This window comes from Mesorhizobium sp. LHD-90, assembly GCF_030929505.1.
Lineage (GTDB): Bacteria > Pseudomonadota > Alphaproteobacteria > Rhizobiales > Rhizobiaceae > Kumtagia.
Window position 1 is genome coordinate 1 of sequence record NZ_JAVFVV010000046.1, and the last position, 10,851, is coordinate 10,851.

The 10,851-nt window shown below is 64.3% G+C and carries 10 protein-coding genes, 1 tRNA gene and 1 riboswitch; of the genes, 1 reads left to right on the forward strand and 10 read right to left on the reverse strand.

Features of this window, described 5'->3' with window-relative positions; all coding sequences use genetic code 11:
- Positions 1–244: 244 nt before the first annotated feature.
- Positions 245–320 (forward strand) — tRNA-Val (locus RB623_RS30020).
- 13 nt (positions 321–333) lie between these two features.
- Here RB623_RS30020 and gph read toward each other — a convergent pair.
- The 10 genes from gph to RB623_RS30070 all read right to left on the reverse strand — a co-directional run bounded on the left by gph (position 334) and on the right by RB623_RS30070 (position 10,380).
- Positions 334–1,017 carry a phosphoglycolate phosphatase gene (gene gph / locus RB623_RS30025; RefSeq protein WP_308060920.1) on the reverse strand — a complete coding sequence of 228 codons (684 nt, stop codon included), beginning with the start codon at positions 1,015–1,017 and terminating at the stop codon, positions 334–336.
- 144 nt (positions 1,018–1,161) lie between these two features.
- Positions 1,162–3,972 carry an aminomethyl-transferring glycine dehydrogenase gene (gcvP, locus tag RB623_RS30030; protein ID WP_308060922.1) on the reverse strand — a complete coding sequence of 937 codons (2,811 nt, stop codon included), beginning with the start codon at positions 3,970–3,972 and terminating at the stop codon, positions 1,162–1,164.
- An 11-nt stretch (positions 3,973–3,983) separates the two neighbouring features.
- Positions 3,984–4,352, reverse strand: a complete 369-nt coding sequence (gene gcvH, locus RB623_RS30035) for a glycine cleavage system protein GcvH (RefSeq protein ID WP_308060925.1) — start codon at positions 4,350–4,352, stop codon at positions 3,984–3,986.
- Between the two features lie 5 nt (positions 4,353–4,357).
- Entirely contained in the window at positions 4,358–5,458 is a 1,101-nt protein-coding gene (gene gcvT / locus RB623_RS30040; RefSeq protein ID WP_308060927.1) for a glycine cleavage system aminomethyltransferase GcvT, read from the reverse strand.
- Positions 5,459–5,607: 149 nt separating this feature from the next.
- Positions 5,608–5,693, reverse strand: a riboswitch (glycine riboswitch).
- Positions 5,694–5,788: 95 nt separating this feature from the next.
- The gene (locus RB623_RS30045; protein WP_308060929.1) at positions 5,789–6,175 is read right to left on the reverse strand and encodes a helix-turn-helix domain-containing protein; all 387 of its coding nucleotides are present in this window, start codon (positions 6,173–6,175) and stop codon (positions 5,789–5,791) included.
- A 141-nt stretch (positions 6,176–6,316) separates the two neighbouring features.
- On the reverse strand, positions 6,317–7,105 hold the full coding sequence (locus RB623_RS30050) for a molybdopterin-binding protein (RefSeq protein ID WP_308060931.1): 789 nt from the start codon (positions 7,103–7,105) through the stop codon (positions 6,317–6,319).
- Entirely contained in the window at positions 7,102–8,010 is a 909-nt protein-coding gene (locus RB623_RS30055; protein WP_308060932.1) for a cytochrome b/b6 domain-containing protein, read from the reverse strand. Before RB623_RS30055 ends, RB623_RS30050 begins: the two co-directional genes overlap by 4 nt.
- Before the next feature lie 132 nt (positions 8,011–8,142).
- Entirely contained in the window at positions 8,143–8,772 is a 630-nt protein-coding gene (locus RB623_RS30060) for a DUF1345 domain-containing protein (protein ID WP_308060933.1), read from the reverse strand.
- The gene (locus tag RB623_RS30065) at positions 8,769–9,245 is read right to left on the reverse strand and encodes a YaiI/YqxD family protein (RefSeq protein WP_308060934.1); all 477 of its coding nucleotides are present in this window, start codon (positions 9,243–9,245) and stop codon (positions 8,769–8,771) included. Before RB623_RS30065 ends, RB623_RS30060 begins: the two co-directional genes overlap by 4 nt.
- A gap of 7 nt (positions 9,246–9,252) precedes the next feature.
- Complete coding sequence (locus RB623_RS30070; RefSeq protein ID WP_308060935.1) at positions 9,253–10,380, reverse strand: S-(hydroxymethyl)glutathione dehydrogenase/class III alcohol dehydrogenase; 1,128 nt, start codon at positions 10,378–10,380, stop codon at positions 9,253–9,255.
- Positions 10,381–10,851: the final 471 nt, after the last annotated feature.

Consider the following 10,851-nt stretch of genomic DNA (forward strand, 5'->3'; position numbering starts at 1 on the left):
GGCGTGAGACGGGCATTCTTATGAATGTTCATTCGGACCCTCCGACGAATCTGAAGCGTGGTAACTCCAGTCTCCTCGGTCAGGTCCGAATGGACAACCTTCTGAAAGCCCACACCTAGGACGCTTACCAGTAGGCAAGTTCGGACCGCGCCGCCGCGGGCGGCGCAAGCCAGAGCACCGGCTGGATTGCTCGACTGCGCCCTTGCGCCTCAAGCGCGAAGCGCATAAACACCCGCCACGCGTCGGGCGATTAGCTCAGTTGGTAGAGCGCTTCGTTTACACCGAAGATGTCGGCGGTTCGAGCCCGTCATCGCCCACCATATCCTGTCACGGTCAGGCCTGCGCGGCCTTTACCAGATCGCCGCACAATTCCACCGTCAGCTCGTCGAAATGCGAGATGATGCGCGACGGGCCAAATTCGCGCACATGCCGGTCTGTGTAGCCGAAATCCACGGCCACCACCGGAATGCCCGCCGCCTTGGCCGTGTCGATGTCGGTTTGCGAATCGCCGACCATGACGGCGCGGCGGGCATCGCCACCAGCCTGGGCGATGGTCTCGGTCAAGTGGCGCGGATCGGGTTTTCGGAACGCAAATGTGTCCGAGCCGCAGATCGCCGCGAAACGCCCGGCAAGTCCCAACCCCTCCAGCAGGCGCCGCGAAAAACCTTCGGTCTTGTTGGTACAGACGGCGAGCAGGTAGCCCGCGGCGGCAAGCCGCGTCAGCGCGGCCGGCACGCCCGGATAGGGCTGCGAACGCCCCGGGATGTTCTGGCCATAGTGGTCGAGGAAAAGATTGAACAGCCGGTCATGCTCCGCCGTATCCAGCATGCGCTTCTGCGCGGCATAGGCGCGCTCGATCATCACCCGGCCGCCATGGCCGACGAACTGGTGGAAGCCGCTCGTGTCGGTGATCGCGGCGCCGCCGGCCCGCAGGCTATGGTTCAAGCTCTCCAGAAGATCCGGCGCGGTGTCGACGAGGGTTCCGTCGAGATCGAAAACGACAATCGGTCTGTTCATCAAGGGCTCGCGTGGTGAAAGAAGCGGCGTGCGATAGCGCGCGCGCTTGTTGCGCGCAACCCGACGAACTGCCGTTCCGCCACTGGCAAAAAAATGAAGAGAGCGAGCGCCGTTGCCGACGCCCGCCCTCGAATGTGCGCAAGACTACTCGGCGGCGCCGAGATAATCCGCCAGCGGCGGGCAGGAGCAGACAAGGTTGCGGTCGCCCGCGACATTGTCGATGCGCGACACCGGCGGCCAGTATTTCGCGGAGACGTTCGGGTCGGCGGCGGGGTAGGCCGCCTCCAGCCGCGAATAGGGATGCGTCCACTCGCCGGCCAGCGCCTCCGCCGCCGTGTGCGGGGCGTTGACCAGCGGATTGTCGGTTTTCGGCCATTCGCCCGCCGCCACCTTGGCCGCCTCTCTGGCGATGGAAATCATCGCGTCGCAGAAGCGGTCGAGTTCCGCCTTCGGCTCGGACTCGGTCGGCTCGACCATCAGTGTGCCAGCCACCGGCCAGGACATCGTCGGCGCATGGAATCCGTAGTCGATCAGCCGTTTCGCCACGTCCTCGACGCCGATGCCGGCGCTGTCCTTCAGCACGCGCGTATCCAGGATGCACTCATGCGCGACGCGGTCGCCCCGGCCCTTGTAGAGCACCGGAAAGTGATCCTTCAGGCGATTGGCGACATAGTTGGCGTTGAGGATCGCCATTTCGGTGGCGTTCTTCAGCCCGACGCCGCCCATCATGCGGATATACATCCAGGTGATCGGCAGGATCGAGGCGCTGCCGAATGGCGCCGCCGAGACCGGATACTTCGATCCATGATCGATATGGCCGGGCAGGAACGGCGCCAGGTGTTTCGCCACGCCGATCGGCCCGACGCCGGGACCGCCGCCGCCATGCGGGATGCAGAACGTCTTGTGCAAATTCATGTGGCAGACATCGCCGCCGATGTCGCCCGGCCGCGCCAGCCCGACCAGCGCGTTGAGATTGGCGCCGTCGAGATAGACCTGTCCGCCATTGTCATGGATCAGCTTTGTCAAATCCTTGACGCCTTCCTCGAACACGCCATGCGTCGACGGATAGGTGATCATCAGCGCCGCCAGATCGGCCTTGTGCTGCTCGACCTTGGCGCGCATGTCGTCCATGTCGATGTCGCCGCTGTCGGTGCATTTCACCACGACGACATCCATGCCGGCCATCGCCGCGCTTGCCGGATTGGTGCCGTGCGCTGAAGAGGGGATCAGACAGACGGTCCGGTTCGCCTCGCCGCGCGACGCGTGGTAGCGACGGATCGCCAGCAGGCCAGCATATTCGCCCTGGCTGCCGGCATTCGGCTGCAGCGAGACGGCGTGGAAGCCGGTGATCTCGGCAAGCCAGCGCTCCAGATCGTCGGTCATCGACTTGTAGCCCTTCGAATGCGCCTTCGGCGCGAAGGGATGCAAATTGGCGACGTTCGGCCACGAGACGGGAATCATCTCCGCGGCGGCGTTGAGCTTCATAGTGCAGGAACCAAGCGGGATCATGGTACGGTCGAGCGCCAGATCCTTGTCGGCCAGCCTTCGCAGGAAACGCATCATCTCGGTTTCCGAGCGGTTCTCATGGAAGAACGGCTGCGTCAGAAAACCTTTCAGCGGGCGTGGCGCGCCGGGCAGGGCGCGTTCGGCGGTCGCCGCCACCTCGGTTCCGAAAAGCGCCGCTATTGCCTGAAGGTCCGCTTCGGTCGACGTCTCGTCGAAGCTGATGCCCACCAGGTCGGCATTGACCATGCGCAGCAGGCGTCCGTCCTTCTGCGCCGTCTTGGCAAGGGCTTTGGCTTGGCCCTTCACCTCGACCGTCACCGCGTCGAAGCGATGCTCGCCCAGCACCGTGTGGCCGGCCGCCTTCAGCGCGGCGGCCAGCCGCGCCGCCAGCCCGTGGACGCGGTTTGCGATGGCCTGAAGACCCTCCGGCCCGTGCCAGATCGCATAGGCCGTGGCCATGTTGGCCAGCAGCGCCTGCGCGGTGCAGATGTTGGAGGTCGCCTTATCGCGGCGGATATGCTGCTCGCGCGTCTGCAGCGCTAGCCGATATCCCGGCCGGCCCTTTGTATCGACCGACTGGCCGACGAGGCGGCCCGGCATCAGTCGTGTGAGCTTGTCCGATACCGCGCAATAGGCGGCGTGCGGGCCGCCAAAACCGATCGGCACGCCGAAGCGCTGCATCGAGCCGACCGCGATGTCGGCGCCAAGGCCGGCCGGGGTCTGCATGATGGTCAGCGCCAGCGGGTCGGCGACGAAGATGACGATCGCGCCAACGGCCTTCGCCTCGGCGATCTTCGCAGAATGATCGCCGAACACGCCAAAGGTGTCCGGCCAGGCGACGACAAGTGCTGCCGTGTTGTCGTCGATGGTGTCGCCGTTAATGTCCCAGCCCAGCGGCTCGGCGCGGGTCTCGACCACGTCGCGGGTCTGCGGATGCGGCTGGTTGGCGAAGGCGATCTTCGTGCGCTTGTCCTTGTGGTGGCGCACCGCCATGCCGACCGCCTCGGCCAGCGCGGTGGCCTCATCGAGCAGCGAGGCCGAGGCTACGGGTAGGCCAGTTAGCTCGGTCGCCAGCGTCTGGTAGTTGAACAAAAGTTCCAGCCGGCCCTGGCTGATCTCCGCCTGATAGGGCGTGTAGGCGGTATACCAGGCCGGATTCTCGAACAGGTTGCGCAGGATCACCGGCGGCACAAACGTGCCGTGATAGCCGAGACCGACGAAACTTTTCAGCACGACGTTTTCCGACATTTTTTCCGCCAGTTCGGCCAGCGCCTCGGCCTCGGTGGCTGGCGTCGGCAGGTCGAGCGGGCGGGCGAGCCGGATCGAATTCGGAACCGTCTGCGAGATCAGCGTCTCCAGCGACGGGACGCCGAGCGCGGCCAGCATGGCGCGGGTCTCGGCGGTGCTCGGGCCGATATGCCTGCCGCCGAATTCGGATTTCTGGGTCATGATTTCTTGCCTCAGCCGATATGCTTCTTGTAGGCCGCCTCGTCCATCAGGCCTTCCAACTGGCCCTTGTCGGCGAGCTTCATCTTCCACAGCCAGCCGTCGCCGGCGGGCGAGGAGTTGACCAGCGCCGGCTCGGACGACAGCGCGCCGTTTGCATCGACGATCTCACCGTCGACCGGCGCATAGACATCGGAGGCCGCCTTGACGGATTCGACCACGACGGCGACATCGCCCTTCTTCATCTTCTTGCCCGCTTCCGGCAGTTCGACGAAGACCAGGTCGCCGAGTTGTTCCTGCGCGTAATTGGTGATGCCCACCGTCGCCGTGTCGCCCTCGACGCGAATCCATTCGTGGTCTTCGGTGTAGAAAATCTGCGGCATGGGGTTCATCCTTTGCGATAGCGGTGTGGGGTGAAGGGGAGGGGGTGGATGTCGACGGGCACTTTCGCGCCGCGTACGTCGGCGAAGATGCGTGTGCCGAGTTTGGCGAGCGGGGCGGCGACGTAGCCCATGGCGACCGGATGGCCGGCCGACGGGCCGAAGCCGCCGGAGGTGACGCGGCCGACCGCCGCGCCTTTCTCGTCCGTCAGTTGGGCGCCGGCGCGCACCGGCTGCTTTCCGTCGGGTTTGAGGCCGACACGTTTTTCGCCGGCGCCAAGCGCAATATTCTTGTGCAGGCCGGCCGCGCCGACAAAGGTCCCGTCGGTTCGCAGGTGTTTGGGGATTGCCCAGAGCAGGCCGGCTGCGACGGGATCGGTGTCCTTGGTGATATCCTGGCCGTGCAGGCAGAGTCCGGCCTCCAGCCGCAGGCTGTCGCGGGCGGCAAGCCCGATCCATGTCAGGCGCTCGTCGGCAAGCAGTCTTGCGACGAGTTCCCGCGCGTCGGCCTCCGGCAGGCCAATTTCGAAACCGTCCTCGCCGGTGTAGCCGGACCGGCTCATGAACCAGTTTTCGCGCGGCTCGAAGCCGGTCATGAAGGCCAGATGCGAGCCATCGACGCCGGCGGACGTCAGTATCGCCTCGGCGTCCGGCCCCTGGATCGCCAGGAAGACGCGGTCGAGCGGCGTCACCTTGCAGTCGAAATTTTCGGCCAGCGCCTTGAGATGCGCCTCGTCCTCGGCGGCGTTGCCGGCATTGGCGACGACCATGAAGCGCGTCGGCCCGAGCCGCGTGACGATGAGGTCGTCGACGATGCCCGCCGTCTCGGTGAGGAAGAAGGTGTATTTCGACTGCCGTTCAGCCAGCGCCTCGGCGTCGAGCGGGCAGGCTTTCGACAGCAGCGCCGCGGCGCCCGGGCCTGAAACCGCGAACAGCTTCATGTGCGAGATATCGAACAGCCCGGCATGTTCGCGCGTGTGAAGGTGCTCCTTCATCACGCCGGCCGGATATTGCAAGGGCATCGACCAGCCGGCGAACGGGCCGAAGCGCGCTCCGGCAGCCTGATGCAGATCTTCGAGTGGAAGTTTCTTCTGGCCGAGGTCGGTCATTGCTTCTCCAGAGCGCACGTATCCGGCCGCTGAAACGGCCATTCCGTGCCCCTCTGTCTGAAGCCTGAGAGACTTGCGCAACCGGAACTCTGTCGGCGACGCTTACACCTTCGGCGCGGGGTTTTCGGCCCCGACTTTCCAGAGTGTCTTAACCGGTTGCGGTTCTTTTGCCTGAGAGATTTCGGGCGATTTCCCCTTCGGCGGCAGCGACGCTGCTCTCTCCCGCGAACCGGCCGGACTCAGCGATGAGTCCGCGACCAGTCGCTAGTAGCTTATTCGCCCCGCTTTGTCACCTGTGGCGCGTCGCCAACGGCCAAGCTTTCGCCACGGTCAGTCGATCACAGCCGGCTGCCGCAGCCTTTCCAGGTCGCCTTCGAGCCGGTTGATCAACTGCCCGGTCTCGACATGCAACAGTTTGAGCCGGTCGAGTTGCGTGCCGAACGATTCGACCGGCGCGCCGGTCTCGTCCGGCGAGGTGCCGACGCCATGCAGTATCCATGACAGGCTGACGTTGAGCATACCGGAGATCGTCGTGAGGGATCGTGCGTCCGGCTGCGACCGGTCACTTTCCCAGTCATTGACCGAAGCGGTCCCGACGCCGAGGCGCCACGCCAGATCTCGGACATCGAGACCCGATGCATCGCGGGCCCGCGAGAGGCGTCCTCCAATTGTGTCGAAGTCGGGGGTTTTGTCGAAAATGCTCGTGCTGTCCGGCACCCGGTGCACCTCCTGTGTTGTGCGTGAAACGATGCCGCGCAATCCGCAAGCGGCCGGACAAGCATGTCGCAGCAAGCCGCCATTCACAACCGCATGATCGGGATTTTCGCCCAAGCAATTGGAAACATTGGCAAATAGATATCACATCCCGCCGAACCAGTCGTAGCCGCGGTCCTCCCAGTAGCCGCCCTTGCCGAAACCCATGGCGGCAAAACTGTCGACCAGCTCGATGCGATTGATATATTTCGGCATCTTGTAGCCGAGCTGCCGTTCGACCCTGACACGCAGCGGGGCGCCGTTTTCGACGGGCAGCGGCTTGCCGTTCAGTCCGTAGGCCAGGATGGTCTGCGGGTGGCGGGCGTCGATGAGATCGATCGAGCCGTAATATTTGACGTCGCCCGACAGGCCGCGCTCGATCGTGTCGAGGCAGTGGAAAACGACGAAGCGCGCCTGCGGCTTCACCTTCGCCTCGTCCAACACCAGCGCCAGCGGCACGCCCGTCCATTTGGCGATGCAGCTCCAGCCCTCGACGCAGTCGTGGCGGGTGATCTGCGTGCGCGAAGGCATTTTCTGAAGTTCGTCGCGCGACAAGGAAAGCGGTTTCTCGACAAGGCCCGCGACTTGCAGGCGCCAGTCGGCGAAATCCCTGGAAAGCAGGTCCTTGTAGATCGAATCATCCGGTGCGGTGACGCCGTTCGGCCGCTGCGGCTGGCGGATGTCGGCCTCGGAAAATTCCTGGGCCAGCGAATCGCGGCCGGCGAGCAGCCGCTGCACGCGGTAGGTCAGGTCGTTGGCGCTTTCCAGGACGTCGCGAACGCCGCCGTCAGCAGCCAGCCCGTCGAAGACATCGCAGCCCGAAAGCATCAGCCCGGAAGCGGCGACGCTCGATGCGGCAAGGAATTTTCGGCGATTTATGCGGAAGATGCTCATGATCGCGACCTCACCTCGGGCTGCATCCCGGCATGTGTGGGCGGGTCGGTGCGATACCAGCCGGTGACGATCGAGCGCAGTTCGTTGATCGGGCCCGCCGCCAGGATCATCAGCATATGGATGACGAAGAAGCCGACGAGCAGCAGCATGGCCAGAAAATGGATGGTGCGCGCCGTCTGGCGGCCGCCGAAGACCTCCGGGAGCCAGGGCAGGGCGGCGTTCATGGTCGGCGACATGGCGAGGCCGGTCGCGATCATCAGCGGGAAGAGCGCGAACAGCACGCCGCCATAGGCGAATTTCTGCAGCGTGTTGTACTGGCGCGTGTGGTGGAAGCGCAGCCGGACATGGTCGGCGACGTCGCGCGGCAGGTTTCGCAGGTCGGAAAGACGAGGCGCGAGATCGCGCCCCAGGTGGCCGTTGACGAGGCTGCCCAGCAGCCAGAGCAAAAGCGTGGCCGACAGCATCCAGGCGAAGAAGAAATGCACGACGCGGCCGGTCGCGAGATCGTGATAGGAGGGTATTGTCGCCCAGGAAGGAAAGCCGCGCGCCACCGCCTGTCCATCTTCCCACGACAGCCCGAGAAGGCCCGATGTGTCGAATCGGTGGCCGAACACCGTGGTGTGGCCTACGGCGCCGGTCTCTGTGTTCTCGGCGCCTATGGCCAAAACCGCGTTGTCGAAGCCGAAGCCCGACTGGTCGCCGAAATAAAGCACCGGATGTGCGTTGAAGATCTGCAGGCCGGACAGCAGCAGGAAGAACAGGCTGATCGCCCAGAGCCAATGCGTAAGCCGTGTCCACAGAGATTGGCGGTAGATGACAGGTCCGGCGGCGCGGCTTGGCTCCGGCGCGCCGGCGCTCGCCGCTGTCCGGCCCTCGTTGCTCGATCCGGAATTCGACAGGTCCATTTCGCCGGCTCCTTCGGACGATCAGGCCTTGCGCCTCATGTTTCCTGGAGAACTACGTAGCGGAGCTATGAAATGTTTCATCGGCAGGCCCGGCATTCGCGGGGTATCCAGCGGCTGGGCTGGTCGCGCCGACTAGCTGCCGAGGCTCACTGCGAGATTGACGGCGGCGGCGATGATCACCGCGTTGAAGAAATACGAGACGACCGAATGCAGCAGGTTGAGTTTGCGCATCGTCGTCGAGGTGATCGCCGTGTCCGATGTCTGCGCCGTCATGCCGATGACGAAGGAGAAATAGAGGAAGTCGTAGCCGCCGGGCGCTGGCGTTTCCGGGAATGCCAGGCCACCGTCTTCCTTTTCCCGTCTGGTCGCGTCCCAATAGACATGGGCGTAGTGGAACGCCGCCATGGTGTGGATCGTCGCCCAGCCCAATGTCACCGAGGTCAGCGCCATGGTCAATTCGACCGGGCCGGGAGCCGGAACGCCGTTGATCAGCAGGAACAGCGAGCCGGTCGCCGCGGCGACCGCGCCCAGGGTAACGGCTAGGATCAGCCAAGCGGGAGGATCTTCCGCCTTTGCGTGATGGCGCAGGAAAGACGGGGTGAGCCGCCGCATCAGCAGGGCGCTCTGCACGAGATAGGCGAGGAAGAACACATTCGCGCCGGCCACCGGGGCGAATTTGGGCGAGACGAGGCTGGCGGCGGCGAACGTTGCCGCTCCGGCGGCGGCCGCGATCAGGAAGGAGGCATGCCGCCCGTATTTCATGGCTGTCTCTCCGCCGCGCCAATCTGAATTGCGCGGCGTGCTGTCTGGTCGAGGGCGCCGAGGAAGCGCGAGCGGTCCTCGCGTGAGAATCCAGCATTGTAGCCCTTGCTCTCGCCGGTTTCGCGCAGATGCTGCTTCAGGTCGCGCATCGCCACCGCCATGCCGATATTCTCAGGTGTAAACGGTTTTCCGGTCGGCCCGAGAACATGCGTGCCCTTGGCCACCGCCCGCGCCGCGAGTGGGATGTCCGCCGTGATCACGATGTCGTTGGCTTGCGCGTTGTCGACGATCCAGTCGTCGGCCGCGTCCGCCGATTTCGGCACGACGACGTTGCGGATCATCGGGTCGCGCGAGGGTCTCAGGCCGCCATTGGAGACGAAGGTGACGACCAGCCCCAGCCGCTCGGCCACCTTCACTACCTCGTCCTTCACCGGGCAGGCGTCGGCATCGACGAAGATGGCCGGGGCAACCATGCGAACCTCAGTAAACCACCACGCTGCGAATGCTCTCGCCGGCATGCATCAGGTCAAAGCCTTTATTGATGTCGTCGAGCGTCAGAGTGTGGGTGATCATCGGGTCGATCTCGATCTTGCCGTCCATATACCAGTCGACGATCTTCGGCACGTCGGTGCGGCCGCGCGCGCCGCCGAAGGCCGTGCCTTTCCAGACGCGCCCGGTGACCAACTGGAAGGGTCGCGTCGAGATTTCCTGCCCGGCGCCGGCGACGCCGATGACGATCGACTGACCCCATCCGCGGTGCGAGGCTTCCAGCGCCTGGCGCATGACCTTGGTGTTGCCGGTGCAATCGAAGGTGTAGTCGGCGCCGCCGATCTGGTCGGCGCCGCGCTTGGTGAGATTGACGAGGTAGGGGACGATGTCGCCGTCGATCTCCTTCGGATTGACGAAATGCGTCATGCCGAAGCGTTCTCCCCAGGCCTTCTTGTCGTTGTTCAGATCGACGCCGATGATCATGTCGGCGCCGGCGAGCCTGAGTCCCTGAATGACGTTGAGGCCGATGCCGCCCAGCCCGAACACCACCGCCGTCGCACCCTCTTCGACCTGGGCAGTGTTGATCACCGCGCCGATGCCGGTGGTGACGCCGCAGCCGATATAGCAGATCTTGTCGAAGGGGGCGGCCGGATTGACCTTGGCCAGCGCGATCTCGGGCAGCACGGTGAAATTCGAGAAGGTCGAGCATCCCATATAGTGGAATATTTTGTCCTTGCCGATGGAGAAGCGGCTTGAGCCGTCCGGCATCAGGCCCTGGCCCTGCGTGGCGCGAATCGCGGTGCAGAGATTGGTCTTTCGCGAGAGACAGGACGGACACTGGCGGCATTCCGGGGTGTAGAGCGGGATGACGTGGTCGCCCTTCTTCAGGCTGGTCACGCCCTTGCCGACATCCACCACGACGCCCGCCCCTTCATGGCCGAGGATCGCCGGGAAGAGGCCCTCCGGATCGGCGCCCGACAGAGTGAACTCGTCGGTGTGGCAAATGCCGGTGGCCTTTACCTCCACGAGCACTTCTCCTTCGCGCGGACCGTCGAGGTCCACCTCCATGATCTCGAGCGGTTTTCCAGCAGCAACGGCCACGGCGGCGCGTGTTTTCATGGGACGGATTCTCCGGATCTGATTGCGGGCGCCAAACTTTCAGGATTTGCGCGCAGCGGCAAGCCTACCAAAGAAGGCCGCCGGTTCTCGCCAAAGTCGATGTGAGCAATGCCGGACAGCCTGCAAGTGTATCATTGTTGTCACAAAGCCGCCGCATTCTGGTCGCCGACCGCGTCCCGGCGCTTCTTCGTCATGGAAACGTAACCATGGATGTCTTATGCGCATCTGATGGAAAGGGGGCTTTCCGGTAAATCGTAAGCCTTTTCCAACGCGGGATCGAGAGGGGCAACTTTCCGCGCGAAAAGTTATTGCACGCCCATTTGTTAAACCAGTTTTTCTGGAGGTCAGAAAGTGAACATCAAGAGCCTTCTTCTCGGCTCCGCAGCGGCCCTGGTGGCGGTCAGCGGCGCGCGGGCGGCCGATGCGGTCGTGGTTGCCGAGCCGGAGCCCGTCGAATACGTTCGCGTTTGC

Excerpts from the sequence above, each read along its gene's own strand:
- gph (WP_308060920.1), bottom strand. The coding sequence starts at position 1,017 with ATGAACAGACCGATTGTCGTTTTCGATCTCGACGGAACCCTCGTCGAC.
- gcvP (WP_308060922.1), bottom strand. The coding sequence starts at position 3,972 with ATGACCCAGAAATCCGAATTCGGCGGCAGGCATATCGGCCCGAGCACC.
- gcvH (WP_308060925.1), bottom strand. The coding sequence starts at position 4,352 with ATGCCGCAGATTTTCTACACCGAAGACCACGAATGGATTCGCGTCGAG.
- gcvT (WP_308060927.1), bottom strand. The coding sequence starts at position 5,458 with ATGACCGACCTCGGCCAGAAGAAACTTCCACTCGAAGATCTGCATCAG.
- RB623_RS30050 (WP_308060931.1), bottom strand. The coding sequence starts at position 7,105 with ATGAGCATCTTCCGCATAAATCGCCGAAAATTCCTTGCCGCATCGAGC.
- RB623_RS30055 (WP_308060932.1), bottom strand. The coding sequence starts at position 8,010 with ATGGACCTGTCGAATTCCGGATCGAGCAACGAGGGCCGGACAGCGGCG.
- RB623_RS30060 (WP_308060933.1), bottom strand. The coding sequence starts at position 8,772 with ATGAAATACGGGCGGCATGCCTCCTTCCTGATCGCGGCCGCCGCCGGA.
- RB623_RS30065 (WP_308060934.1), bottom strand. The coding sequence starts at position 9,245 with ATGGTTGCCCCGGCCATCTTCGTCGATGCCGACGCCTGCCCGGTGAAG.
- RB623_RS30070 (WP_308060935.1), bottom strand. The coding sequence starts at position 10,380 with ATGAAAACACGCGCCGCCGTGGCCGTTGCTGCTGGAAAACCGCTCGAG.